Genomic DNA, 25410 nt, shown 5'->3' on the forward strand with positions numbered 1-25410 from the left:
TGACCGAATCAGGCGAGGACGCACGGCTGGGTGCCGCGAATGCGTTCGTGGAGGAAGACCGTCTCGGTCTCTTCTCGTTCGCCGTCGCCGAGAAAAGATCCGAATACCTGGCAGTACTGCGGGCGTTCGACACCGCTCGCGCGAACTACGTGGTGTTGCTGCACTCGGGCGACGTCGCCGACCTCATCGCTCGTAGCCCCGGGCGTCACGACGCGCTGACCACACTGGACATCGCACCCCTGCTCGATCAACTCCACGCCTGGGGTCTGCTCGAACGCAGCTACGACGGCACCCGCGCCGCGACCCTCGCCGAATACCGCAACCGGCACTTCGTCTACCAGTTCGGTCAGGCCGGCTACAAGGCCTACCGCGCGGTCGAGGACGTGCTCGGTGCGCGCCTGGACGACGCCTCGCTGTCCCGGCTGGTGTTGCCCGAGCTGCTGGCCGACATGCACGAGCTGGCCGAGGCGAACCGTCAGGCCGACGGCGACCGCATCTACCGCAAGCTCAGCAGACTCGATTCGACGTTGTCGGAGATGGCGACCCGCGCCGCCCACTTCTATCTGGTGCTGGGCGACCTGGTGCGCACCACCGAGATCACGCCCGAATCGTTCTTGGCGCACAAGGATGCACTGCTCACGCACATGCGTGAGTTCAGCTCCGATCTCACCCGCTATGCCCCCAAGTTGGCGGAAGCGATCGCACTCGTCGAGAGCACCGGCATCGAGGAACTCGTCGACCGTGCCGCGATCAGCGACGAACGAGTCTTTCTCTCCGTCGACGAGCGGCGAGCGGACTGGACCGACCGATGGGCCGGGTTGTCGCACTGGTTCGTCGCGGCCGAATCCGAGCTCAGCGAATCCGAGCGCCTCCGCGAGGGCACCATGAGCGCGATCGCTGCTGTGCTGTCACTGCTGCGGCGCGTCACCGAAACTCGTAAGGGTGGTGTGAGTCGCGAAAGCCAACTGCGTCACCTGGCCGGCTGGTTCGCTGCTGCCCCCACCGAGGACAGCGCACATGCTCTGTTTCACGCCGTGTTCGGCCTCGGCCGGCCCCGGCACCTGTCGATGGTCCATCCCGACGCCGACATCATCCCCATGTCCCGATCATGGTGGGAGGCACCGCCGGTCGAGATCTCGCGCACGCTGGCCGAGACCGGACGCACTCCGACTCCCGGCGTTCCAGGGCGGGTACAGCGCAACGACGGCGGCATCAGACGACTGCGCGAGCAGCAACTCGAGTCGCAGCGATCACGCAGTGCCGCGGCGCAGTCGCTCGCCTCGGCCGGAATCCACGACCGCATTCTGAACGAGCAGGAAACCGAAGTGTTGCTGAGCCTGCTCAACGCCGCGTTGACTGCCCGGGTACGCGTGAGCGGACGCACCTCGGACTCGTCCGGATCGGACAGTGGCGTGCGCCTGACGCTGAGCGACAGCGACCGTTCGACGATCGTGCGCACCAGCCGTGGCCGATTGCATCTGGACCGCCTCGCCCTCGACGTCAGTGAGGTGGCCCGCCGGTGAGAGCACGTGAAATCTCCTCGCTCGCTCTGGATTCCTACCAGCGGGCTGCCCGAGTCGCGTTGTCCAACCACCTGGTCACCGCGACGTACCCCGATCGAATCGCGTTACCGCTGCTGCGCAGGTGGGCAACCGAACTGCGTGAGGATCTCCTGGAGCTGTTCGGCTACCGCTTCGAGGTCACCGAGACGACCGCGCGTCTGTTCCCCGTGATCGATCGTCTCGACGACAGTCAACCCGCGCGAACGCCGTCCGAGCGGGTGTTCGACCGCCGCAGGTACGCGTATCTGGCGCTGGCGCTTGCCGCGCTCGGTCGGGCCGGAAACCAGATCACTCTGTCCGAACTCGCCGATCACGTGGCGACGGAGTCGAGTCAGGTGGACGGCGTCGAACTCACGACCGACCGCGCGAGCGACCGAGACGCATTCGTCGACGCGATCGGATGGCTGGCCACGCGTGGTGCGATCTCGCTGGCCGACGGCGACGCCACGGGCTGGGCGAACAATCCGACGGCCGGTGAGGCCCTGTACGACATCGACCGATCGGTGGTCGTCGCGATGTTTCGGCCGCCGCGTGCCGTGCAGCACCTGCGTTCGATTCGTGGCCTGCTGGCCGGCTCGGATGCCCCGATCGATCCCGAGGATTCCGATCTCGGACACATCGAGTCCGGGCGTGAGGCAGACCCGAAGGAAACGCTGCGTGCGGTACGCCGAGCGTTGGTCGAACACCCCGTCGTCTATCTCGACGATCTCGACGGAGACGCACGCACCGCCCTGACCGCCTCGCGCACCGTCGCCGACGTCGAGTTGCTCACCGGTCTCGTTGCCGAGCGTCGCGCCGAGGGTGTGGCCCTCATCGACACCTCGGGACGGTTGTCCGACCACCGCTTTCCCAGCACCGGAACGATCGCCCAGGTTGCGTTGCTCATCGCGGGAGAAATCTCCGATCGGGTCGTGGATCCCGACACTCCGGCGCTCACAACGCATCCGCTACCAGCGAGCGACCTACTCGTCGAACAGCTGGACGCCGCGATCCCCGGCGGCGGAATCTTCGGCGACCTGGCCGACTTCGGATTTCCCGCCGATCCGACGCCGGTCGAGAACTCCACGGAGCGCACACAGTATCCGTTGATCGAGGACAGTTGGCTTGTCTCGGTCGTCGACGATCTCGTGGACCGATTCGGTCGCACGTTCGCGGCGCAGTGGCAGACCGACCGGGACGGTCTACGCATCCGTGCGATAGCGCTGTTGCATCGACTTCGCTTGATACACAGCGTATCCGGCGGCGTGTTGGTGCTACCGGTGATCGCTCGGTACCGGGACGTGATGGTCAGCGTGCGTGACCGAGCCCCGCAGGACTCGCTCTTCGGCACCGAACAAGCCCCCAGTACCGATCCATCCGAAGTAGAGGCCTGAGTAGATGACCGCACACTCGAATCGCTTTCGGCCCACGCGCGCCGGAATCGTCAACCTGTGGGACTACCGGGATCAGGAGTTCTCTTTCGCCGACGGTCGATTGGTGCTGCGTGGTCCCAACGGATCCGGCAAGACCAAAGCGCTCGAAGTGCTGTTTCCCTTCGTCCTCGACGGCCGGATCGAGCCGCGCCGACTCAACCCGTTCGCCGGTGAAGAACGAACGATGAAGTCCAACCTGCTCTACCGAGGACAGGAAAGCGCGCATTCGTACGTGTGGATGGAGTTCGGCCGCGGCTCGCGCGAGGACCCCGAATCGGTGACCGTCGGAATCGGTATGCGGGCGAGCCGCCACAACGACAAGGTGACCCGCTGGTACTTCGTGGCCGACGGCCGAGTGGGCGTCGACTTCTCGTTGTTGGGCTCCGACGACCGGCCGCTGACGAAGAAGCAATTGGCCGAACAACTCGGCAGCGATGCACTGACCGATCGTCCGGTCGACTACCGCGCCGCGATCGATGCCCGGATGTTCGGGCTCGGCGCGCAACGGTACGACCAGTTGATCAATCTGATTCTGACACTTCGCCGTCCGCAGTTGGCCAAGAATCTCGATCCGAAAGGGTTGTCCCAGGCGCTGACCGACGGTCTGCGTCCCCTCGACGAGCAACTGGTGCTCGAGGCAGCACGTTCCTTCAGCGACATGGAGGAAGTCGGACGCGCGCTGGAGGGACTGGCCCAAGCCGATCAGGCGGCCAGGAACTTCGTGTCGGTCTACTCCAAATACCTTCGCGTACAGACCCGTTCGGATGTCGAGCAAGTCTCGCGTCGGCTCGAAGCCGTGACGCACGCGACCACCGCACACTTCGCCGCCGCCGCCCTGAAGGACCGGCGTCTGCTGGAACGGGCGGCCGCAGAGACGCGGTTCGACGAGGCCGAGCGTGCGCTCGATCAGGCCGTCGCAGACCGAGAAACCCTGCAGCGCTCGAGCGCGTACGAGGGCAAGCAGCAACTGGACGATCTCGCCGAATCCGCTGCGAAGCTGGAGGTCTCCACGGCGCAGCAGGCCGATCGCGCACGCAAAGCGCAAGCAGAACTGGAGCAGCGCACGGCCGAGGCGGCCCGGGCGGATTCGGCACTCCGGGACTCCGTTGCCGGAGTGACTCGCGCAGAGGACGAGCTGCAGACTGCGGCCGAGGACGCGGGCATCGTGTGGACACCGCTGCCCGGGACGGCGCGCAGTGATCAGTTCAGTACCGCGCTTCGTGGGCACGCCGAGGAACGGGACGGCGACGTACGTGCAGTGCGTGAGGCGCTGACTACCGTCGAGAAGGCGTCGACGGAACGCGCTCGCGCGGAGAAGGCCGCAACGAAGGCGCGCGAGTTGCTCGAAGCAGCCGCGGCTGCCGTCGCCGAGGCCGAGGCGACGGTGGACCTGGAGAAGGCGCAGTTCGCTTCGGGTCTGCGGGCCTGGTGGTCGAGCAACTCGTCGCTCTACTCCTCCGCAGGCATCACCTCCGCTGTGTTCGAGGCCCTCGACGCAGCCCTGGCAGGCATCGGCGACGACGACGCCCCGAGCCTGGAATCCGTGCTCGCCGAGCAGACCTCGGACGGTATCGACGCGATTCGCGCCCGGCAGGCACAGGCACGCGTCGACGTGGCCGCGCGCGAGGCCGAGGTGAAGGCGCTGCAGGGCGAACTGTCCCTGGTGCGAGCCGAACACGACGATGCCCCACCACCGTTCGCAGCGCGCACCGACAGCCGTGCCGATCTCTCGGGCGCACCACTGTGGCAACTGGTTCGGTTTGCCGATGCGGTCTCCTCTGCCGACGCGGCGGGGATCGAATCCGCACTGCAGGCCGCGAACCTGCTCGACGGGTGGATTCATCCGACCGCAGACTCCCCCGTCGACGCGACGTCGGAGCAATATCTGTCGCCGCTACCGGTGGCCGCGAGGCCGACCGGTTCGACGCTTGCGTCCGTGCTGGAACCCGAGCCCGGTACCGCCGTCCAGGAATCGCGGATCCTCGATGTGCTGAATTCGATTGCATTGCAGCAGGATCGAAACGACTCCTCGGACAGTTCTGTCTCGATAGGCGTCGACGGTCGGTACTGGCAGGGAGTGCAGCAGGGTCGCCACGCAAAACCGGATGCCGAGTACATCGGTGCCACGGCGCGGGCGCGTCGGCGAGAGCAGCGCATCGCCGAGCTCGGTGCTGCAATCGATTCCGCGACAGCCGAACTCGCGACCGCGACCGCCGCCGAGCTGGCGGCACGCGAGCTCGTTCAGGCGTTGAACGCGGCCGCCAAGCAGCTCCCCCGAGTCTCGGCCATCGTGAGGGCGCAACGTGCCGTCACGGCAGCCGCAGGCGCGCTGCGCACCTCGAAAGATGCTTCTGCAGCGGCAGATCGAGAATTCGACCAGGCGATCGCCGACCTGTCCGCGAAAGAGAAACAACTGCGCTCCGTCGCCGTGGCCCATCGCACTCCGCACCTGGGCCGCGATGTCGATGCCCTCGCCGCAGCGATTCGCCATTTCGAGCATCAGGGCGCAGCGGTCATCCGTAAACGCAGCGACCATGCACGCGAGACCGAGCGGGCGCGCGAGGCCACCAACCGCCTCGAGGAGGCCACCGGACTGGCCGAGGAACTCGCCGAGGAAGCCGCGATAGCCGACGAGAGCTATCGGCAACAGCTGCATCGTCTGGAATTGCTGAGCGAGAAACTCGGTGCCACGGCCGAACAGATCAACACCGATCTCGACAACGCGCGCGATCGCATCGAGAAGTGCCGAGCCGAGCAGCGAGCAGCCCGAAAGGCGGACAAGGAAGCCGGCGAGGCGATCGGCAAGGCCGAGGGTGCATGCAACACGGCGCTCGAGAGCCTGCGCGCTGCCGTGACCGAGACCCTGGGTGATGCTGTCCGACTGGCACCGTACGCCCGCAAGGATCTGCTGCACATCCTCGGCGTGCACGAGACGTATACGTGGCCGGCCAGCGACTCGGCGTGGCTGACGGTCGAACAGATCCTGTATCGGGTTCAGCAGGCCGCCGGCCCCGACGACGACGTCCCGGTACTTCCACCGGTGGTGCTCGCGCTGCATTCGGCACTCGACACGGCGACGGCGTCGGTGAAAGTGACCGACTCGAGCCGGAAGTCGACACGAACGGCGCTGACGAGCGCACTGCAGGAGTTCGACTCGCAACTGGCCGCTTCCGGTCAGGACTACCGCCTGCAGTGGGACGCACCGGACGGGTTGACGGTGGTACGCGTGCAGGACGAGCAGGGTTATTCCTCGGTCGGAGACTTCGCCGACCGCATCGGTGCCGCCCGGGCCGACCAGGAACTGCTGTTGACCGAGCAGGAACGCCGAATTCTCGAAGACGCGCTGCTGACCGGGTTGGCGCAGCAGATTCACGAGCGCACCGTCGATGCACGCGAGCTGATCGCCCAGATGTCCGCAGAGATGAAGCAACGCCGTATGTCCTCGGGCAACACGATCGGCGTGCACTGGGTGCTCGCGGACAACCTCGACGACGGGGCGCGGGCAGTGTCCAAGCTGCTCGACCGCGATGCCTCGGCGCTGAGCCAGGACGATCTGGCCGCGATGCGCGCACACTTCGCATCGGAGATCAGGATCGCTCGTGCGGCACATCCGGAACGGTCGTATCCCGAGATCCTGTCCGCGACACTGGACTATCGTCGCTGGCGGGTGTTCGCGTTCACGCTCATCAGCGGCGACGGCAACGAGGATCGCCTGACCGTCGCTCGTCACAGTGCGCTCTCGGGCGGTGAGCAATCGGTGTCGCTGCATTTGCCGCTGTTCGCCGCGGCGCACGTGATGCTCTCGTCCGCCGATCCGCATGCGCCGCGGTTGCTGGCGCTGGACGAGGCGTTCGCCGGTGTCGACGACAACGGTCGTAGCGAATTGCTCGGACTGAGTGTGCAATTCGACCTGGATCTGTTCATGACCGGTTACGACCTGTGGATCACCTACGCGGACGTCCCCGGTTGCGCACACTACGATTTGGCGCACTCGACCGCCGAGAACACCGTCAGCGCAGCACTTCTGGTGTGGGAGAACGGTGAATTGTTCGCCGAACACGACGGCACCGACCTCGCAGCAGCCCTCGGATCACCGTTGACCCGCCGGGTGCCGACCCGAACCGAAGGTGGGCTGGAGTTTGGCCGGTAACAGTGAGTGGCGAGGCAGCGTCGAATTGGCGGCGCTGTTGGACGCTGCGCGAAAGAAGTTGGAGTCCAACTGGCTACGTGTCGGCGGCAACATCACCGTCGACCTGAGTGATGCGCCGGAACTGTGGCGTCTGTGCAGTGCCATCTCGAAGTCCAACTCCAGCCTGCACTCTCGGGCACGGAGCACCCGTCTCGATCTCGAGCGGTTCGACGCGTGGTTGTGCCATCCGCTCAACGGCGGTATCGGTCTGATCGACACCCTCGCCGGTCAGGCACCGCTGCAGGACAAGAAGCGCATTGCGGCCGACAAGGCTCAGGTGCGCGCCGATGCACTCGACCGGGCGCGTGCGGCGCTCGGCGGTGGTACCGATCGCGAGTGGATCGAGCACTGGATCGCGTCGTTGCTCAATCAGGACGGCACCCTCGGCGGCCGCGTCGCCGTCGACGCGCTCGGGGTCGCAACACAGGTCCTGGCGCTGCTTCCGGTGGACGGGATGTCGCTCACCGAGCTGGCGGAACTGGCCACCGGTGATACCAAGGCCCTCACGGGCGGCGGTGCCGCGAAACTCGTCCTCGATGCATTGTCGTTGCGCGAGAACGTGCCTCGACCCGTCGATCCAGTAGGGATCAGAGCGCTGTGGGAAACGGCAGGAGTGTCGGTCGACGCCGTGTCGAGCCGGGTACTGGTTCTCGGCTACCGCGTCGCAGAGACCCACACCGTGGCTCGCTGGCTCAACGAAGCAGCCGACGAGGGCGTGCCCTTTCCCGTCACCGTGGACATGCTCGCGCGCGGCCCTCTCACCAACAGCTCGTCGACCGTGTTCGTGTGCGAGAACGTCGCTGTGCTCGCGGCCGCAGCCCGCTCTCTCGGCTCGAACTGTGCCAGCTTGATCTGCACCGACGGTCAGCCCTCGGCCGCAGTGCATCGGCTGCTGGCTGCGCGCGCCCCCGGCACCACGATCGAATGGCGTGCCGACTTCGACTGGGCCGGAATGCACATGGTTACCCGCGCACTCACCCGGTACGACGCGGTGCCGTGGCGAATGGACGTCGACTCGTACCGCCGCGCACTGGACGCGCGCAACTCGGAACCACTGAAGGGGCATCCCACGGACACTCCGTGGGACCTGGAACTGGCTGCTGCACTGCGTGATTCGGGACGAGCGGTCATGGAAGAACGCCTGATCCCGGATCTGCTGGCAGATCTACGCCTGGGGGCCACGGACTAACGCAGCGGAACTCCGAGCAGCGCATCGACCGCATCGGCGAAAGTGCCGGGTGCGCTCGCATCCGATCCACCGCGCTCGACTGCGAAACTTGCCCACGCGTCGAGGGCGTCGAGAGCCTTGGGTGTGTCGAGGTCATCGGCCAGATGCTGACGCAGGCGGTTGACGACGTCGTCGGCCGACGCTGCGGACTCGAGCGCCGCTGCTCGACGCCACAGCGCGAGGCGGGTGTGGGCTCGCTCGAGGACCTCGTCGGACCACGGCCGATCCTGCCGGTAGTGGCCCGCGAGCAGGCCCAGCCGCACTGCGGCCGGATCGACGTTCTGTGCGCGGAGCTTCGAGACGAACACCAGGTTGCCGCGGCTCTTGGACATCTTCTCGCCGTCGAGACCGATCATTCCCGTGTGCACGTAGTGCCGGGCGAACCGAGGGTCACCGGTTGCCGCCTCGGCGTGTGCCGCAGAGAACTCGTGGTGCGGGAAGATGAGATCGCTTCCGCCGCCCTGGATGTCGAAACCGGTTCCGATGCGATTGAGTGCAATGGCAGCGCATTCGATGTGCCAGCCCGGTCGGCCGGGGCCCCACGGCGACGGCCACGACGGTTCGCCGGGACGTACCGCGCGCCACAGCAGCGCATCGAGTGAATCGCGCTTGCCCGCACGATCGGGATCTCCGCCGCGTTCGGCGAAGAACGTGTCCATGGTGGGGCGGTCGTAACCGGATTCGTAGCCGAACTGCTCGGTTGCGTCGGCACGGAAGTACACGTCGGGGTACTCGGCGTCGTCGACGACGTAGGCAGCGCCGGACGCCACCAGCTTCTCCACCAGTTCGACAACTTCCTCCACCGACTCGACGGCACCGATGTAGTCGTGCGGAGGCACGACCCGCAGAGCCTCCATGTCGGCGCGGAACAGCTCGATCTCGCGCGCACCGAGATCGCGCCAATCCTCACCGTCACGATTCGCGCGCTCGAACAGCGGATCGTCGACATCGGTGACGTTCTGCACGTAGTGCACGTCGATACCCGCATCACGCCACAAGCGGTTGATCAGATCGAACGTCAGATACGTTGCCGCATGTCCCAGGTGGGTGGCGTCGTACGGGGTGATTCCGCAGACGTACATGCGAGCGGTCGAACCGGGGGTGACCGGACGGACCTGGCGATCTGCGGTATCGAACAACCGAAGCGCTGGACCCTGTCCTGGGATTGTCGGGATCTCCGGGCTGGACCAAGAATGCATGCAGCCGAGCCTATCCGAGCCCGTTCAGAAGGCGGGCCACGGTATCGGTCTGCTCGATCGAGGTTCCGGCATGACCGGGCGCGCGATCAGCTGCTGGGCCCGATCCAACACCGCAACGGTTTCGGCCAGCGTTATCTTGTCGACCAGCCGTGGAGCGATGACGGTGTCGAAGGTCTCGACGAACCGCACGACGTCGGCCATCAGAGCATCGTCGACCGCCTGGCCTGCCCACCCCCAGAGAACCGTGCGCAGCTTGTTCTCGGCGTGCAGGCAGATGCCGTGATCCACCCCGTAGACATAACCGTCGAGACCTTCGAGGGCATGCCCACCCTTGCGATCTGCATTGTTGAGAATGACGTCGAGAACCGCCATCCGCTGCAGGCGTGGATCGTCGGCATGGATCAGAGCGATCTCTTCCCCATCGCCGTCGTAGGCCTGCAACACCGGAATCCAGCCCGCCGGAACGAGATCGGGACGGCAGATGTCGACCAGGTCCACGCGGCCCTCGACCCGCTCCTCGGGAGTATCTATCCACTTCTGCACCATGCCGGGACCGAACGGACCGTCGCGCAGCACCGTGGGCGGAATCACGCCCCACCCGAGCGCCTCGGAGATCTCGTACGACGCCACCTCCCGCCCGGCGAGGGTGCCGTCGGGAAAGTCCCAGAGCGGCACCTCTCCGCGCACGGGTTTGTACACGCACCGCACTGCCGAGTCGCCGTCGCCCGCCTCGCACACGAGGGTGGCGTTGGACGCCGAAACCACCCGGCCGACCACAGTCAGCTCGCCGGTCTCCATGGTCTCGCGGCCCTCGAAGGGAGGTAGTTCGACGGTCAAGACTCGTCGACCTCTGTCACCGGACCGAAGGTGGCACCGCGGCGGTAGCCGTTCGTCCTGATGCAGACGTGTCCCTCGGGGGCGAGCGGCAGGCCGCACAGCGGGCACGGCGCTCGGCCGGCCGCCACGACCAGCTCGGACCGCGCTGCGAACTCGCGAGCCTGAACGGGTGTAAGAAACACTCGAACCGCGTCGGGGCCCTCGTCGGTGTCGTCGAGCACGACGGATTCGTCGACCTCGACCTCACTGACGGCCAACAACTCCACCACGACGGCATTGGCATCGGCGTCCCAACCCAACCCCATCGTGCCGACCCTGAATTCGGTGTCGATCGGGGTCACCAACGGGCTGGTGTCGAGTGTCTCGGCCTCCTCGGTCGGCACATCGGTACCGAAGCGACGCTGCACCTCCTCGAGCAGCAGTCCCATTCGATCGGCCAGCACCTGTACCTGCTGCTTCTCCAACGCGACCGAGACCACTCGGGCATCGTGCACCGCCTGGAGAAAGAACGTTCGGTCACCCGGCTCACCTACGGTCCCGGCGACGAAACGATCAGGGGTGCGAAAAACGTGTATGGCGCGCGGCATTGCACCTCCTAACGACTCGAAAAGCTCCGCGAAACGAATCGCGAACTTCCATTATCGGCCACAGATCGACCGTGGACGGTATTGCTCGCCCTCCAGCCTGCCACCGATCGGGAGATCGGCGGCGAACCGGCATCTCTAGGTGCCCGCGCCGCCGCCCACCACTGCATCGGACGAGTCTGCAACGTCGGGTTTCGCGCCCGCTTCGTCGGACGTCGGCTCTTCCGCCTTCGGCACGAACACGCTCAAGTCGGATCCGGTGTCGTTGGTCCGCAACACGAACGGCCGAGTCGAGGTGTAGCGCACGACGCTGATCGACGCCGGATCGGCAACGATCCGCTGGAAAGAATCGAGATGGGCACCCATCGCATCGGACAGCACCGACTTGATCACATCCCCGTGAGAGCAGGCCACCCACAGCACATCCCGGCCGTGGTGGGCGGCCAGCCGCGCATCGTGCTCCCGTATCGCCTGGACCGCGCGTTGCTGCACCGTAGCCAAGCCTTCGCCTTCGGGGAACACCGCCGCGGACGGATGCTGCTGAACGACCTTCCACAGCGGCTCGGCCAGCAGCTCCTTGATGGTTCGACCGGTCCATTGTCCGTAGTCGACCTCGACGATCCTGTCTTCGACCATCGGAGTCAGCCCCAACCGAGTGGCCAGCGGTTCCACGGTCTGCTCGCACCGCAACAACGGAGAGCGCACGATCTCCACGACCGGGAGGACCCCCAGCCGTTCGGCAACCGCCTGTGCCTGCTCTCGGCCCCGGTCGTCGAGCTCCACCCCTTCGCTCCGACCTGCGAGCGTGCCCGCAGTGTTCGACGTCGAACGTCCATGGCGAAGCAAGATGACTGTCATTGCTCCGAGCCTAACGAGGAACGGTTCACGTAGCCGAGACAACCCCGCCGGCCAGCAGACCCAGAACAACGACACCGAGCACGATGCGGTAACCGACGAACCAGTAGAGCGAATGGTTCGCGACGAACTTGAGCAGCCAGGCGATCGAGGCATAACCCAGGCCGAACGCGATGATCGTGGCCACCAGCAGCTGTGGTCCCGACGCGGCGAGGCCGGAGCCGACCGGCTCGAAGGCGTCGGGCAGCGAGAACAAGCCGGACGCCGTGACGGCCGGGATGGCAAGCAGGAACGAAAAGCGCACTGCAGCTTCGCGTTCGAGTCCGAGAAACAGGCCGGCGCTGGTGGTGGCTCCGGAGCGGGACACTCCGGGAATCAGCGCCAGGCATTGAGCGAGGCCCATGACGATGCCGTCCCTGGTGGTGAGTTTCTCGATCGGCCGTTCCTTGCGACCCAGCCTCTCCGCGACGGCGATTACCACGGCGAAAGCGATCAGCATGAACGCGATGAGATACAGATTGCGCGCACCGGTGCGGATCTGGTCCTTGAACAACAGACCCAGAATGCCGATCGGGATGGTGGCGATGATCACGTACCACCCCATGCGGTAATCGAGACCCCGTTCTTCTTTCCTGCGCAATCCGACGAACCAGGCCTTGATGATTCTGACGATGTCACGCCAGAAGAAGAGCAAAACAGCGGCTTCGGTACCCAGCTGCGTCACCGCGGTGAACGACGCGCCGGCGTCCTCGTTCCAGAAGACCCCCGACACGATTCGCAGATGACCGGAAGAGGAAATGGGAAGGAATTCCGTCAGTCCTTGGACAGCGCCGAGGATGATCGCCTGCAGCCACGTCATGTCGATCATGCGGCACCCCGTCCCAGCGTCGAAGCGGACGATTCGATTGTTGCCGGCGCGTGGGCGAGTGCCCGCCCCCTGGATTCGCGATTCACGGGGACGACCGTACCCGGCGCGGCACTTGCGCACCGAGCGGCGCGGCGCACTACTGTGCACTGGCGGCAGGCCAGTACGAACCCGACGATCACAGGCAAAAGGACATTCGGCACATATGAAGCAGAGACCGGTCGGCACCAGCGGACTTCGGGTGTCGAGGCTCGGCCTCGGCACTCTCGGGTGGGGCAGCGGGACCGATGGGGACGACGCTGCGGCGCAGTTGTCGGCGTTCGCCGAGGCGGGCGGCACCCTGGTCGATACGTCTCCGGCGTACGGCGACGGTCGAGCTCAGCGAGTACTCGCGGAGTTGCTCGACGATGTGGTTCCTCGGCAGGACTTGGTGATCAGCAGTGCCGCGGGGGTCGGTTCGCGGTACGGCCGGTATCACGTCGATTGCTCGAGGCGTGGACTGCTCGGTCAGTTGGACGCAACGCTGCGGGAGCTCGGTACCGACTATCTCGACCTGTGGCAGGTCGCCACGTGGGATCCGATGACCCCGGTCGACGAGGTGGCGGCGACGCTCGACTACGCCGTCTCGAGTGGACGGGTTCGCTACACCGGTGCCCGCGGGTATCTGGGCTGGCAATTGGCCACGGCTGCCGGTGCGGCTGGTATCGGACGGATCGTGTCGACGCAGGCAGAGTACTCACTGTTGGCCCGCGGGATCGAGGACGAACTGGTTCCCGCCGCCCTGCACCACGGCATCGGCATCCTCGCGGCGGTTCCCCTGGCGGGTGGTGTCCTGACGGGTAAGTACCGCAACGGGATTCCGGCCGATTCGCGCGGGGCCGACGAGCTTCACGCCGACGCGGTGAATGCGTACCTGACCGACTCGGCGGTAGGTGTCGTCGACGCGGCGGTCACGGCCGCCGATGGTCTTGCCACCTCTCCCCTGGTCGTCGCTCTTGCGTGGGCCCGTGATCGTCCCGGGGTGAGCAGTGCGATCGTCGGTGCTCGCGATCTGGCCCAGTTGATGGGTGCTCTGATGGCCGAGGAGCTCGAACTGCCGGCTGCCATCACGTCGGCCCTGGACGACGTCAGCGGTTGATCGCAGGTGCTGCTCGGCCTGGGATGAGGTCACCTGAAGGTCGGGCAGGCTAACCTATGGTCGTGATCGTCAAACGCCTCGCCGCCGCGCTGCTGACGGCCGGACTGCTGGTGTCGTGTTCGGTGAACAACTCCGCGGCACCGGACTCCGGCACGATCGGCCCTCGCACCGCCGTTGTCGACGACCCTGATCCGGAGCCCATCGCGGTCGATCCGGCTGCCGAACTACCGGTCAACGTCACCGGTTTCGACGGCGTGCCCGTCACGATTTCGGATAACAGCAGGATCGTGGCGGCCGACCAGTACGGCACCCTCGCCGAAACGGTGTTCGCGCTCGGACTCGGCGACAATCTCGTCGGGCGCGACACCTCGGCGTCGTTTCCCGCGGCAGCAGACGTACCCGACGTCACCCCTACCGGCCACCCGCTCAGTGCCGAAGGCATTCTCGCGCTGTCGCCGACGGTCGTCCTGACCGACACCAGTATCGGCCCGCGCGCTGTCCAGGATCAGATTCGGGCCGCGGGAATTCCGGTCGTCTACTTCGACCCCGCTCGAACTCTGGCCGGGGTAGCAGGACAGATCGACGCTGTTGCGGCGGCTCTCGGGGTTCCCGACGCCGGTTCCGCACTGGCGCAACGGGCAACCGAAGAGATTGCCGCCGCGACACAGAACGCGCCCCGATCCGACGAGCCGCTGAAGGTTGCGTTCTTGTACATGCGTGGTCCGGCGATCAAGATGCTCGCCGGTCCGGGTTCCGGAGCGGACGCTCTCATCGAGGCGATCGGTGCTCGGGATGCAGGGGTCGAATCGGGTCTGACCGAACAGTTCGTCCCGGTGACCAGTGAGGCACTCATCGCTGCGGCACCCGACGTGATTCTCATGATGACCAAGGGGCTGCAATCGATCGGCGGGATCGACGGGCTCGAGCAGATACCCGGTATCGCGCAGACGCCCGCCGGCCAGCAGCGTCGGGTGGTCGACATGGACGACGGCACCGTTCTCAGTTTCGGTCCGAACACCGGAAAGGTGCTGGCTGCATTGTCGAAGGCCGTCTACGAACCTGCCTCATGAGCGACGTGTCGTCTGCGCGGTCGCGGTCGGGTACGACGCGGGTGGTCTCGACGTTCGTCGTGCTGGCGGTCGCGCTGTTGGTCCTGGCCTTGGTGTCGGCTGTCGTAGGGCAGGTACCGACGACTCCGGCGGAAGTGTTGGGGAGTCTGACGCATCGGGTGGGCCTCGACATCGGCCCGATGCCCGCTCACCCCAGCGGCGAGGTGACCCTCTGGCAGGTCCGGTTTCCTCGGCTGACCCTCGCGATGCTCGTCGGTGCCTGTCTGGGATGCGCGGGTGCACTGCTCCAGGGTGTGTTCGCCAACCCTCTCGCCGAACCCGGTGTCGTCGGCGTGTCGTCGGGCGCGGCTGTCGGTGCGAGCTCGGTCTTCGTCCTGGGCGGCAGCTTTGCCGGGGTCTGGACCGTTGCGCTCGCAGCCTTCGTGGGCGGACTCGTCACCACGATTGCGGTCTACTTCCTGGCTCGCAATGCCGGCCGAACCGAGGTGGTGACCCTCATCCTCACCGGAGTCGCCGTCAATGCGTTCGCCGGCGGCGTGATCGCGTTCTTCACGTTCGTCGCCAGCCCGGCCGCTCGCGACCAGATCGTCTTCTGGCAGTTGGGATCCCTTGCCGGTGCCACGTGGCAGTCGGTCGCGGTGGTCGGTCCGCTGGCCTTGGTCGGGATCGGAGCGTCGTCGATGATCGCCCGCCGACTGGACCTGCTCGCACTCGGTGAGAACGTGGCGCGCCATCTCGGCGTGAACGTCGAGCGCCTGCGTCAGTTCGCCATCGTGGTCGTCGCAGTGCTCGTCGCGTCCGGAGTGGCGTTCACCGGGATCATCCTGTTCGTGGGTCTGGTGGTACCCCACGCCATGCGCATGGTACTCGGTCCGGCGCACCGGGTACTCATCCCTGCCAGCGCACTCGCGGGAGGCGTGGTCCTCCTCGGGGCCGATCTCGTCACGCGGACGCTCGTGGCGAACGTCGACCTTCCGCTCGGGATGGTGACCTCGTTGGCGGGCGCACCGTTCTTCTTCTGGCTGCTGCGCCGCACCCGGGCTCGTCAGGGCGGCTGGGCATGATCGGGAAGTTCGGTGGACACCGTTCCGACATTCCTGCCGACCCGACACCGGGTTCACGCACCCTGGTCGCCGTGGGGGTCGGCGCACACCGCGGTGACCGGGCCGTTCTGAACGACGTGCATCTCGAGGTCGTCGTCGGAGAGATTCTGGCTCTCGTGGGCCCGAACGGGGCGGGTAAGTCCACGTTGCTGTCGGTCCTGTCCGGAGACACCGAGCCCAGTTCCGGATCGGTACTGCTCGGCGAGAGACCACTGTCCCGCTTCCGGCCGGTCGACCTCGCGCGACGACGCGCCGTGCTCCCGCAACAGCACGCGATCGGGTTCGCATTCACCGTCGAGCAGATCGTGCGGATGGGCCGAGCTCCGTGGACCGGAACGTCGGCGGTACGCGAGGACGACGCGCAGGTGGCCGCCGCCGTGGCCGCCTGCGACTTGTCCGAATTCGCCGGACGTCCGTTCGGTTCCCTATCCGGCGGTGAGCAGTCCCGAGTCGCGTTGGCCCGTGTCATGGCACAGCGCACCGCCACGATCATGCTCGACGAACCCACCGCGGCGCTCGATGTGGGACACCAGGAGTCGGTGATGGCCGTGGTGCGTTCACTGGCCGCGTCCGGTCGTGCCGTGGTTGTCGTACTGCACGATCTGGGGCTTGCTGCGGCCTACGCCGATCGGGTCGCGATTCTCGACGCAGGCGAGCTGGTGGCTACGGGACCGCCCCGGGAGGTTCTCACCGCCGAGCGGCTCGGCCGGATCTACCGACACCCGGTCGATGTCTTCGACCACCCCGTCACCGGTGAGCAACTGGTGATCCCGAAGCGGGGTCAGGAGTGAAGCCTGCGGAACGACCAGGGTTCAGAAACCCTCGAGCGCAGAGTTGACGCGATTGAAGAAGGCCCGGACTGCCGTGTCTCGCAGTGACACATCCGACAGCTGCTGAGCGTGAGCGACTGCGTCACGAACCACCCCGATGATGCTGCGTTCGTCGGTCAGATCGATCTCGGTGACCGAGTGCTCGGCGACGGCGTCCACTTCGGTTCGATCCGGCACGGCCGACACGACATCGGCCCGATAGATCTTCACGTAGAGCGTGCTGCGCTGCACTCTGAACGCGAACGCGCGTCCGTCGTCGGTTCTGCCGAAGCCGTTGGCGTGCGTACCCGCATTCACTTCCTCGACCACGAAGTGCGTTCCTTCGGATCCCACATCCGCTCCCATGTCGTGCTCGTTCACGAATTCGATGCCGATCGAACACGCTACCGTCTCCGCGCCCCCGACGAACGGCACCGAGTCCCGGGCTGTCGATTTCGCCGAGGTCGACGCGCGCTGGTACAGATGTGGCAGCGCCTTACCAGGGGCAGTCACCACAGGAAGTAGGTTCGGTTCCATGCGAACACCGTCGGCACGTACGGCCAGGACGGCAGTGGCGTCCGCGCTCGCCGTCGTCACACTCGTCGGTTTGGGTGGTTGCTCGAGCGAGGACGAGAACGCCGACGAGATCTCCGTCGAGCCGCAGCCGCCGGCCTTGTCCCCCGCGACTGCAGTGGCTCCGGCCGGAGTCGTCCGCGCCTTCGCTCCCGTGGACGCACTGACTTTCGATTCTGCAACGCGCACTCTGGTTGCCCTGACCGACGCGTCGACCACCGTGAGCCTGGTGGACGGGGAGGCGTCGAGCGAGCCCCGCGTGGTGGATCTGGGCGGATCCGCTGCAGAGCTGGTCGCCGGGCGCGACTCGAGTGTCTTGGTTCCGATGGACGGAGTTCTCTCGAGGATCACCGTGGCAGACGCTCAGCGCACCGATACCCCCGTCGACGGCCGGACTCTGTCGGCTGCCGATCTACCCGACGGCACCACGGCGGTCGGTGACGCCACCGGGCGTATCCGCATTCTCGACGCCGCCGGACAGGTGACGAGCACGGTCTCAGGACCGGGCGTGACCTCGGCCGACGCGTTGGCCAGCACACCGGACGGTGTCTCGGTACTCGATCGCCGCCAGACCTCGATCACCGATCTGAACCTCGACGACGACACCCTCGGTGTGGCCCTGCGCGCGGGCGAAGGCGCCGCCGAGATGACCAGCGACGAGTACGGACGACTTCTGGTCACCGACTCGACCGGCACCGAGCTGCTGGTCTTCACCTCGCACGATCTGCTGATGCGGCAACGGTTTCCGGTCGGGTCCGCGCCCTGGGCGATCGCCTACGATGAACAATCCGGTATTGCATGGGTCACCTTGCCGGCTCGCAACGAGGTGGTCGGGTACACACTCGACACCGGAATTCCGGTCGAGGCGCAACGGTTGCCCACTGTGCGACAGCCGAACTCGGTTGCCGTCGACGCGGATACCGGCGATCTGTACGTGGGATCGGCGACCGGGGACGGGCTGCAGCGCATCCCCGCCGCGGGCCGTTGACCTGCTGAATCGGCAGGAGACGGTACCCGCAGGAACGACCCTCGAGAATGGTGGAGGCACGTGAACGCACACGAGAATTCGATGCCGGGCCGAGCGAAGATGCCCGTCGGGTGGGAGGTGTCCCCGTCCGACGACTGGGAGTACGTCCCTCTCCGGTTGCCACCGGACGTCACTCGCGTGACCGCATCGATGCGGCTCGCGATTCAGGCCGAATTCGGCGGCTGGGAGCTGTCTCGGGTACGTCTGTACACCGACGGAAGTCGCCGCGTGTTGCTCAAGCGCAAGAAAACCGCCCATCATGTGCCGGAGCCCGGAATCTGAACGGCTCGACGACAGCATCGATCGACTCCGAACAACGACCCTGAAGTACCGACCCTGAAGTACCAACCGGAAAGAAGACCGTGGGAGACCGTCTGTACCGCGTCCTGTTGCGCCTGATGTTCCTCGTATCACCGGAGAGGATTCATCACCTCGCGTTCGGTGTTCTCAGGGCTGTTGCGGCGCTTACTCCGCTTCGTAAGCTGGCAAGTGCACTGTTCGTCGTCGACGATCCGCGGTTGCGTTCCACGGCATTCGGCATCGAATTTCCGGCCCCCCTCGGGCTTGCCGCCGGGTTCGACAAGAACGCCGATGGCATCGATGCGTGGGCCCCGCTGGGGTTCGGGTTCGCCGAGATCGGCACCGTGACTGCGCAGGGGCAACCCGGCAATCCGACGCCTCGGCTGTTCCGGCTGCCTCTCGACCGCGCGATCATCAATCGCATGGGCTTCAACAACCACGGTGCGCAGTACGCGGCCGCGAAACTGCGTTCGCGCAGAACGCGGATTCCCATCGGTGCGAACATCGGCAAGACGAAGATCGTCGAGCCGGCGGATGCCGCCGCCGATTACACCACCAGCGCCCGCTTGCTAGGCCCTCTGGCAGATTTTGTCGTCGTCAATGTCAGCTCCCCCAACACGCCGGGTCTACGGGATCTGCAGGCCGTCGAATCGTTGCGGCCGATTCTCGTTGCCGTGCAGTCGGTGGTGTCGGTACCGGTATTGGTCAAGATTGCGCCGGACCTGTCCGACGAGGACATCGACGCCGTCGCTGATCTGGCTGTCGAACTGGGCCTCGACGGCATCGTGGCGACCAACACGACTGTCTCTCGCGAGGGACTCCGTACCGACGCGGAGGCGGTCGCGGCCATCGGTGCAGGCGGGCTGTCCGGTGCTCCGCTGCAGGCTCGCTCGCTGGACGTCATCCGGCGCCTCTACCGCCGGGTCGGGACGGAGCTGACGTTGATCTCGGTGGGAGGAATCGAAACGGAAGAGCAGGCCTGGGAGCGCATCGTTGCCGGTGCGTCCCTGGTGCAGGGATACACCGGGTTCATCTACGGCGGACCGCTGTGGATCAGGAACATCAACCGTGGTCTGCTGTCCCGACTCGAGCAGCACGGATTCGCTCGTCTGGCCGACGCAGTGGGTTCGGAGAACAAAATCTAACAGCGTGCGCGTTTTGCGTACCCAGAGGTACGCAAAACGCGCACGACGAGACCCAGATCAGGCCTCGTAGGTACCCGTGATCACGGCACGTCCGATGGCGTGCGAGAACAGGTTGAACCCGAGGTACGCCGGGGTCGCCGTCTCGTCGACCTCGAGCCGATCGACGTCCACGGCGTGCACCGCGATGAAGTAGCGGTGTGGGCCGTGTCCTGCGGGCGGGGCCGCACCGATGTACCGGAATAGGCCCGCGTCGTTCTTCAGCGTCACGGCCGTACTGGGCACCCCGGTTCCACCGTCGTCGCCTGCTCCCGAGACCAGCGACGTCGTCTCGACCGGAATGTTCGCCACGGCCCAATGCCAGAACCCCGAGGCGGTCGGTGCGTCGGGATCGTAGACCGTCACCGCGAAGCTCTTGGTGCCCTCGGGAAATCCGGACCAGGACAGCTGCGGGGAGTTGTCGTGTCCACCGGCTCCCATGATTCCGCTGACCTGCTGGGCCTTCAGGGGCTTGCCGTCCTGCACATCCTCGGACGTCAACTCGAAGGACGGTAGGTCCGGAAGCGAGTCGTATGGGTTGTACGCCACGATGGTTCCTTTCGTATCAGCTGTGCATCAAGAAGTGCTCGAGCACCTGTGTGCCGAACTCCAACGACTCCACGGGTACTCGTTCGTCGATGCCGTGAAACAACGCCGCGAAATCGAGTTCGGGCGGAAGCTTGAGCGGAGCGAACCCGAAGCAACGAATTCCGATGCGCGCGAACGCCTTTGCGTCGGTGCCGCCGGACAACATGTACGGCACGGTGCGGCCGTTGGGGTCGTGCGCGAGGACCGCGTCGTTCATCGCGTCGACGAGATCCCCGTCGAACGTGGTCTCGTACGGTTCGAGCTTCGTGATCCATTCCCGTTCGACATTCGGGCCGATCAGTTCGTCGACCTCCTTCTCGAAGGCGGCTTGGCGGCCGGGCAGTACGCGGCAATCCACCACGGCTGTCGCGGTCTGCGGAATCACGTTGGCCTTGTAGCCGGCCGAGAGCATCGTGGGGTTCGCCGTGTCGCGCAGGGTCGCGCCGACGATGCGGGCGATGCTGCCGAGCTTGAGCAGGGTGCCGTCGATGTCCGGTGACGTCGGATCGAAATCGAGTCCGGATTCCTCGGATACCGCCTGCAAGAACTGCGATACGGACTCGGTGAGCACCAGGGGAAATGTGTGATTGCCCAGTTTCGCCACGGCCTCGGCCAGGTAGGTCACGGCGTTGTCGTCGTGCAGGAACGATCCGTGCCCGGCCCGCGCCTTCGCCGTCAGCCGCATCCACGCCAGGCTTTTCTCCGCCGTCTCGACCATGTAGAGCCGCTTCTCGGTGCCGTCCGGGCGGGCGACCGTCAGTGAGAACCCACCGACCTCGCCGACCGCCTCGGTGACGCCCTCGAAAAGATCCGGTCGGTTGTCGACCAGCCAGTGCGATCCGTACTTGCCGCCTGCCTCCTCGTCGGCGAGGAACGCGAACAGGATGTCGCGGGGCGGAACCGTGCCGTTCGACTTGAACTGGCGGGCCAGCGCCAGTGCCATCCCGACCATGTCCTTCATGTCCACGGCACCTCGACCCCAGACGTAGCCGTCTTCGACGGCTCCGGAGAACGGGTGCACACTCCAGTCGGCCGGCTCGGCCGGGACGACGTCGAGGTGTCCGTGTACGAGCAGAGCTCCACGGGACGAGTCGGCGCCGCGCAGCCAGGCGAAGACGTTGCCGCGTCCGGGGGCACCGGATTCGACGTACTCGGTCTCGTACCCCACCTCTTCGAGCTTGCTCGCCACCCATTCGGCGCATTCCTTCTCGCCGACCGTGGTGTCGAGTTCGCCGGTGTTCGAGGTGTCGAACCTGATCAGAGAGCTGACCAGCTCCACCACTTCGTCGAGAGCGACGGTGGGAGCGCGTTCTCCTCGGCTTCGGGCATTGCTCACTTCGGGATCGTTCGAATCGTTTGCCACATCGTCGTTCCTACCATCACCGAGGGGTCGGGGCACCACCGAAAACCGCTCGACGCATGAACTGACGTGGGGATTTGGGTTATCGGGAACCCGTCGGATAATCTTACGCAGCGCACAGCGACCAGCTGTGAGAGCAACAAGAGAATATGCGGCAACGGTCGCACATGTCCGAGTGGCGGAATGGCAGACGCGCTAGCTTGAGGTGCTAGTGTCCTATTAACGGACGTGGGGGTTCAAGTCCCCCCTCGGACACCGTCTGAATGTTGTTCACAGACAAAGATTTTCAAAGATCTGAGTTGAGACAGACGAAACTGACCCTGATTCTTCGGAATCGGGGTCTTTTTCGTTGTTCTCACGTCGACGGCTCGACCGGGCCGATGCTAGGAGACTGAAGATGGACTCGATCGACCCCACCGATCTCGACACGTGTCTGCGGGTGCTCGCACAAGCCGCCGAGCTGGACAAGAATCATCCGGATTCCATCGCCGTCCAGCGGGCGTCCGGTGCCATGTTCAAAGATCTCAAGCGTGCTCGACGCGTTGCCGCACGCAACGCCGTCAGCGCAGCCGACCGGGCAGTCGTGGCGGCCACGGCGACCGGATCCCCGGATCGTATCGACGACGAGACCGCAGGTCTGTCCCTCACCTCGCGCGCCGAGGGTGAGATCGCGGGCACCTTGATCAGGGCGCGCCCGTGCTATATCTGCAAGCAGCGCTACACCGATGTCGATTCGTTCTACCACCAGCTGTGTCCCGAGTGCGCGGCGCTCAACCGCGGCAAACGCAACGCACGAACCGACCTGTCCGGCCGGCGAGCACTGCTGACCGGAGGTCGGGCGAAGATCGGCATGTACATCGCCCTCCGGCTGCTCCGCGACGGCGCACACACGACGATCACCACGCGTTTTCCCAACGATGCCGTGCGCCGGTTCGCTGCGATGGACGACAGCGATCAGTGGTTGCACCGCCTGCGCGTCGTCGGTATCGATCTACGAGACCCCGCTCAGGTTGTGGCACTTGCCGATTCGGTCGCCGCCGAGGGACCGCTCGACATCCTGATCAACAACGCTGCGCAGACGGTCAAGCGCTCCCCCGGCTCGTACAGCGCGCTGGCCGACGCCGAAGCGGAACCGTTGCCCGCGGCACTGACCGACGGTGCCGGGCCGGAACGGATCACGTTCGGCAAGACCAGCGACGCCCACCCTGCGTCGTTGGCCAGCTCGTTGCCGGCCACGGCGATCGGCGGTCAGCAGGTCTCGGCGACTTTGAGCGCAGACGACGTCGCGTCTCTGGCGATGGTGGCGGGTTCGGTGACAGCGGAGCGCATCGAGAACGGACTGGCGATCGACGCGGGCGGCCTGGTGCCCGACCTCGCCGAGACCAACAGCTGGATTCACACCGTCGAGCAGGTCGATCCGGTCGAGTTGCTCGAAGTGCAGCTGTGCAATTCCGTGGCACCGTTCATCCTCGTCTCACGCCTGCGCGCGTCGATGGAGGCGTCGCAGGCTCGACGCAAGTACGTGGTCAACGTTTCTGCCATGGAGGGTCAGTTCGGTCGGGCATACAAGGGCCCGGGGCATCCGCACACCAACATGGCCAAGGCGGCACTGAACATGCTGACTCGCACCAGTGCCAAGGAGATGGTGGAGAGCGGCATCCTGATGACCGCCGTCGACACCGGATGGATCACCGACGAGCGCCCGCACCCCACCAAGATGCGGCTGGCCGACGAGGGCTTCCACGCGCCGCTGGATCTGGTCGACGGTGCTGCGCGGGTGTACGACCCCATCGTGCAGGGCGAACTCGGAGTCGATCTGTACGGCTCGTTCCTCAAGGATTACCAGCCCTCGCCCTGGTGACGATCGGCCCCGGCGTCGTTCCTCCGGGCGATTCTGCACGTGGATGCCCCGGAGCAACCCCGGGCTGCGATACTCGGAAACGACGCCGTCTCGCGTGAGCGAACGGCACCGAGACACAGCGTGAGGCGGTCACCATGGGCGAGGATGTCGAACGCCGAAAGTTCACCAGACAGGACCGACACCAGTTTCGGCAGAAGGTTCAGGACTGTCTCGACGCATTGGCCATCATGTTGGCCGACGAGACGTTCCAGGTCGGCGAACCCCAGATCGGCATGGAGATCGAGCTCAACCTCGTAGACGAGGACATGGCACCGTCGATGGCCAATGCCGAGGTACTCGACGCCATCGCCGATCCTGATTATCAGACCGAGCTGGGCCAGTTCAACATCGAGATCAACGTCGATCCTCGACCGCTGCGGGGCTCGTCGATCGCCGAGTTGGAGACGGATCTGCGGCGATCGCTGAATGCTGCCGACGAGCGGGCCCGTGGCTCGGGTAGTCGACTTGCCATGATCGGCATGCTCCCGACTCTGACGAAGGAACACTTCGAACACCGCTGGCTGTCGGCGAATCCGCGATACGACCTACTGAACCAGCAGATCTTCGCCGCCCGTGGTGAGGACATCGAACTGAAGATCGCGGGCGTGCGTCTGCCCGGGTCTGCGGCCGCCGAGAACCTCGATATCGTGACCGACACGATTCTGCCCGAGGCGGCCTGCACGTCCGTCCAACTGCATCTGCAAGTCGCCCCTGACGAGTTCGCGTCGTATTGGAATGCCGCACAGGCGTTGTCGGGTGTTCAGGTTGCGCTCGCCGCGAACTCGCCGTTCCTCGCCGGGCGTGCACTGTGGCACGAGACCCGCATACCGTTGTTCGAGCAGGCCACCGATACGAGGCCGCAGGAACTCAAGAACCAGGGAGTTCGCCCGCGAGTGTGGTTCGGGGAGCGATGGATCACCTCGATCTTCGACCTGTTCGAGGAGAACTCGCGCTACTTCCCCGCCCTGCTCCCGGTGTGCAGCGAAGAGGACCCCAAAGCCGCTCTGGCCCGAGGTGATACGCCGTCCCTGTCGGAACTGCGGATGCACAACGGAACCGTGTACCGGTGGAACCGGCCGATCTACGATCGATCCGGCGACGGGCACCACATCCGGCTCGAGAACCGCGTTCTGCCTGCCGGGCCGACAGTCGTCGACACCCTCGCCGATGCCGCGTTCTACTACGGCACCGTACGGGCTCTCGCGGATGCCGATCGGCCCCTGTGGTCGCAGATGTCGTTCGATGCCGCCGAGGAGAACGTGCACTCCGCAGCCCGCGGCGGGTTCGATTCGATGCTCTACTGGCCCGAGGTCGGCTGGGTGAGTCCGCAGGAGCTGGTACTGCGCCGATTGCTTCCGATGGCCGAGGCCGGTCTCGCCGCGTACGGCGTCGACTCCGCCGTACGTGACCGCTATCTCGGCATTGTCGAAGCGCGGTGCCTGGCCAAGCAGTCGGGTTCGGGGTGGCAGCGAGCCGCCGTCGTCGCGCGCGAACGGGCCGGCGACAGTCGGGAGCAGGCTCTCGCGGGGATGTTGGGAGATTACGTGGACAGGATGGACACGGGAGAACCCGTGCACACCTGGACCCACTAGCCGACGCTGCCGGCGGCGTCCGCGTTAGTGTCGTAACC

21 protein-coding genes and 1 tRNA gene are annotated in these 25410 nt (G+C 65.8%); 14 read left to right on the forward strand and 8 right to left on the reverse strand.

What is annotated here, in order from left to right; genetic code table 11:
* Window positions 1–47 precede the first annotated feature (47 nt).
* From J2X62_RS14730 to J2X62_RS14745, 4 genes are read left to right on the forward strand one after another with little or no spacing between them, the layout of a single operon-like run.
* Window positions 48–1523: a TIGR02677 family protein gene (locus J2X62_RS14730; protein WP_310181780.1), complete on the forward strand. Its 1476-nt coding sequence runs from the start codon at window positions 48–50 to the stop codon at window positions 1521–1523.
* Window positions 1520–2935: a DUF2398 family protein gene (locus J2X62_RS14735; RefSeq protein ID WP_310181456.1), complete on the forward strand. Its 1416-nt coding sequence runs from the start codon at window positions 1520–1522 to the stop codon at window positions 2933–2935. The genes J2X62_RS14730 and J2X62_RS14735 overlap by 4 nt, the downstream gene beginning before the upstream one ends.
* A gap of 4 nt (window positions 2936–2939) precedes the next feature.
* Window positions 2940–7124, forward strand: coding sequence for a TIGR02680 family protein (locus tag J2X62_RS14740; protein ID WP_310181458.1), 4185 nt, complete (start codon window positions 2940–2942; stop codon window positions 7122–7124).
* Window positions 7114–8352 (forward strand): DUF2399 domain-containing protein, encoded by a 1239-nt coding sequence (locus J2X62_RS14745; RefSeq protein ID WP_222080411.1) that lies wholly within the window; start codon window positions 7114–7116, stop codon window positions 8350–8352. Before J2X62_RS14740 ends, J2X62_RS14745 begins: the two co-directional genes overlap by 11 nt.
* Here J2X62_RS14745 and mshC read toward each other — a convergent pair.
* The 5 genes from mshC to J2X62_RS14770 all read right to left on the reverse strand — a co-directional run bounded on the left by mshC (window position 8349) and on the right by J2X62_RS14770 (window position 12725).
* On the reverse strand, window positions 8349–9590 hold the full coding sequence (gene mshC / locus J2X62_RS14750; RefSeq protein ID WP_032387362.1) for a cysteine--1-D-myo-inosityl 2-amino-2-deoxy-alpha-D-glucopyranoside ligase: 1242 nt from the start codon (window positions 9588–9590) through the stop codon (window positions 8349–8351). The two genes, J2X62_RS14745 and mshC, sit on opposite strands and share 4 nt — an antisense overlap.
* Window positions 9591–9614: 24 nt before the next feature.
* On the reverse strand, window positions 9615–10388 hold the full coding sequence (locus J2X62_RS14755) for an SCO1664 family protein (protein ID WP_169879440.1): 774 nt from the start codon (window positions 10386–10388) through the stop codon (window positions 9615–9617).
* Window positions 10389–10423: 35 nt separating this feature from the next.
* Window positions 10424–11014 carry a DUF3090 domain-containing protein gene (locus J2X62_RS14760; protein ID WP_027497067.1) on the reverse strand — a complete coding sequence of 197 codons (591 nt, stop codon included), beginning with the start codon at window positions 11012–11014 and terminating at the stop codon, window positions 10424–10426.
* 135 nt (window positions 11015–11149) lie between these two features.
* Window positions 11150–11869 carry a histidine phosphatase family protein gene (locus J2X62_RS14765; RefSeq protein WP_027497066.1) on the reverse strand — a complete coding sequence of 240 codons (720 nt, stop codon included), beginning with the start codon at window positions 11867–11869 and terminating at the stop codon, window positions 11150–11152.
* A 25-nt stretch (window positions 11870–11894) separates the two neighbouring features.
* Complete coding sequence (locus J2X62_RS14770) at window positions 11895–12725, reverse strand: undecaprenyl-diphosphate phosphatase (RefSeq protein ID WP_032365850.1); 831 nt, start codon at window positions 12723–12725, stop codon at window positions 11895–11897.
* A 211-nt stretch (window positions 12726–12936) separates the two neighbouring features.
* Here J2X62_RS14770 and J2X62_RS14775 point away from each other — a divergent pair, with 211 nt between their 5' ends.
* The 4 genes from J2X62_RS14775 to J2X62_RS14790 all read left to right on the forward strand — a co-directional run bounded on the left by J2X62_RS14775 (window position 12937) and on the right by J2X62_RS14790 (window position 16833).
* Window positions 12937–13869, forward strand: coding sequence for an aldo/keto reductase (locus tag J2X62_RS14775; protein WP_222068875.1), 933 nt, complete (start codon window positions 12937–12939; stop codon window positions 13867–13869).
* 65 nt (window positions 13870–13934) lie between these two features.
* Window positions 13935–14939 carry a hemin ABC transporter substrate-binding protein gene (locus J2X62_RS14780; protein ID WP_371832735.1) on the forward strand — a complete coding sequence of 335 codons (1005 nt, stop codon included), beginning with the start codon at window positions 13935–13937 and terminating at the stop codon, window positions 14937–14939.
* Window positions 14936–16003, forward strand: coding sequence for an iron ABC transporter permease (locus J2X62_RS14785; RefSeq protein WP_032365790.1), 1068 nt, complete (start codon window positions 14936–14938; stop codon window positions 16001–16003). Before J2X62_RS14780 ends, J2X62_RS14785 begins: the two co-directional genes overlap by 4 nt.
* A complete protein-coding gene (locus J2X62_RS14790) occupies window positions 16000–16833 on the forward strand; it encodes a heme ABC transporter ATP-binding protein (RefSeq protein ID WP_310181467.1) in 834 nt (277 codons plus the stop codon). The genes J2X62_RS14785 and J2X62_RS14790 overlap by 4 nt, the downstream gene beginning before the upstream one ends.
* A 21-nt stretch (window positions 16834–16854) precedes the next feature.
* On the opposite strand, the gene J2X62_RS14795 is transcribed toward J2X62_RS14790, so the two are convergent.
* Window positions 16855–17388 (reverse strand): hypothetical protein, encoded by a 534-nt coding sequence (locus tag J2X62_RS14795; RefSeq protein ID WP_228139215.1) that lies wholly within the window; start codon window positions 17386–17388, stop codon window positions 16855–16857.
* Here J2X62_RS14795 and J2X62_RS14800 point away from each other — a divergent pair.
* The 3 genes from J2X62_RS14800 (at window position 17387) to J2X62_RS14810 (ending at window position 19896) form a co-directional block, all read left to right on the forward strand.
* On the forward strand, window positions 17387–18412 hold the full coding sequence (locus tag J2X62_RS14800; RefSeq protein WP_027497060.1) for a YncE family protein: 1026 nt from the start codon (window positions 17387–17389) through the stop codon (window positions 18410–18412). The genes J2X62_RS14795 and J2X62_RS14800 overlap by 2 nt on opposite strands.
* An 81-nt stretch (window positions 18413–18493) precedes the next feature.
* Window positions 18494–18733 carry a DUF5703 family protein gene (locus tag J2X62_RS14805; RefSeq protein WP_027497059.1) on the forward strand — a complete coding sequence of 80 codons (240 nt, stop codon included), beginning with the start codon at window positions 18494–18496 and terminating at the stop codon, window positions 18731–18733.
* Between the two features lie 92 nt (window positions 18734–18825).
* Window positions 18826–19896, forward strand: a complete 1071-nt coding sequence (locus J2X62_RS14810; protein WP_222063140.1) for a quinone-dependent dihydroorotate dehydrogenase — start codon at window positions 18826–18828, stop codon at window positions 19894–19896.
* Between the two features lie 57 nt (window positions 19897–19953).
* Here J2X62_RS14810 and J2X62_RS14815 read toward each other — a convergent pair whose 3' ends face one another.
* Both J2X62_RS14815 and J2X62_RS14820 read right to left on the reverse strand, forming a co-directional pair.
* Complete coding sequence (locus J2X62_RS14815) at window positions 19954–20481, reverse strand: YbhB/YbcL family Raf kinase inhibitor-like protein (RefSeq protein ID WP_027497057.1); 528 nt, start codon at window positions 20479–20481, stop codon at window positions 19954–19956.
* A gap of 16 nt (window positions 20482–20497) precedes the next feature.
* Window positions 20498–21856: a M20/M25/M40 family metallo-hydrolase gene (locus J2X62_RS14820; RefSeq protein WP_080729261.1), complete on the reverse strand. Its 1359-nt coding sequence runs from the start codon at window positions 21854–21856 to the stop codon at window positions 20498–20500.
* Between the two features lie 193 nt (window positions 21857–22049).
* Here J2X62_RS14820 and J2X62_RS14825 point away from each other — a divergent pair.
* The 3 genes from J2X62_RS14825 to J2X62_RS14835 all read left to right on the forward strand — a co-directional run bounded on the left by J2X62_RS14825 (window position 22050) and on the right by J2X62_RS14835 (window position 25372).
* A tRNA-Leu gene (locus tag J2X62_RS14825) sits at window positions 22050–22135 on the forward strand.
* A 142-nt stretch (window positions 22136–22277) separates the two neighbouring features.
* The gene (locus J2X62_RS14830) at window positions 22278–23741 is read left to right on the forward strand and encodes an SDR family NAD(P)-dependent oxidoreductase (RefSeq protein WP_201009365.1); all 1464 of its coding nucleotides are present in this window, start codon (window positions 22278–22280) and stop codon (window positions 23739–23741) included.
* A 134-nt stretch (window positions 23742–23875) separates the two neighbouring features.
* Entirely contained in the window at window positions 23876–25372 is a 1497-nt protein-coding gene (locus tag J2X62_RS14835) for a glutamate-cysteine ligase family protein (protein ID WP_032388394.1), read from the forward strand.
* The last annotated feature ends 38 nt before the right edge of the window (window positions 25373–25410 follow it).

This window comes from Rhodococcus sp. 3258, assembly GCF_031456475.1.
GTDB classification, from domain to species: Bacteria; Actinomycetota; Actinomycetes; order Mycobacteriales; family Mycobacteriaceae; genus Rhodococcoides; species Rhodococcoides fascians.

What these genes read in the sequence shown, in the direction of transcription:
- J2X62_RS14835 (WP_032388394.1), top strand. Translation starts at nt 23,876, where the DNA reads ATGGGCGAGGATGTCGAACGCCGAAAGTTCACCAGACAGGACCGACAC.
- J2X62_RS14805 (WP_027497059.1), top strand. Translation starts at nt 18,494, where the DNA reads ATGCCGGGCCGAGCGAAGATGCCCGTCGGGTGGGAGGTGTCCCCGTCC.
- J2X62_RS14765 (WP_027497066.1), bottom strand. Translation starts at nt 11,869, where the DNA reads ATGACAGTCATCTTGCTTCGCCATGGACGTTCGACGTCGAACACTGCG.
- J2X62_RS14775 (WP_222068875.1), top strand. Translation starts at nt 12,937, where the DNA reads ATGAAGCAGAGACCGGTCGGCACCAGCGGACTTCGGGTGTCGAGGCTC.
- J2X62_RS14760 (WP_027497067.1), bottom strand. Translation starts at nt 11,014, where the DNA reads ATGCCGCGCGCCATACACGTTTTTCGCACCCCTGATCGTTTCGTCGCC.
- J2X62_RS14795 (WP_228139215.1), bottom strand. Translation starts at nt 17,388, where the DNA reads ATGGAACCGAACCTACTTCCTGTGGTGACTGCCCCTGGTAAGGCGCTG.
- J2X62_RS14770 (WP_032365850.1), bottom strand. Translation starts at nt 12,725, where the DNA reads ATGACGTGGCTGCAGGCGATCATCCTCGGCGCTGTCCAAGGACTGACG.
- J2X62_RS14740 (WP_310181458.1), top strand. Translation starts at nt 2,940, where the DNA reads ATGACCGCACACTCGAATCGCTTTCGGCCCACGCGCGCCGGAATCGTC.
- J2X62_RS14830 (WP_201009365.1), top strand. Translation starts at nt 22,278, where the DNA reads ATGGACTCGATCGACCCCACCGATCTCGACACGTGTCTGCGGGTGCTC.
- J2X62_RS14790 (WP_310181467.1), top strand. Translation starts at nt 16,000, where the DNA reads ATGATCGGGAAGTTCGGTGGACACCGTTCCGACATTCCTGCCGACCCG.
- mshC (WP_032387362.1), bottom strand. Translation starts at nt 9,590, where the DNA reads ATGCATTCTTGGTCCAGCCCGGAGATCCCGACAATCCCAGGACAGGGT.
- J2X62_RS14800 (WP_027497060.1), top strand. Translation starts at nt 17,387, where the DNA reads ATGCGAACACCGTCGGCACGTACGGCCAGGACGGCAGTGGCGTCCGCG.
- J2X62_RS14785 (WP_032365790.1), top strand. Translation starts at nt 14,936, where the DNA reads ATGAGCGACGTGTCGTCTGCGCGGTCGCGGTCGGGTACGACGCGGGTG.
- J2X62_RS14755 (WP_169879440.1), bottom strand. Translation starts at nt 10,388, where the DNA reads ATGGAGACCGGCGAGCTGACTGTGGTCGGCCGGGTGGTTTCGGCGTCC.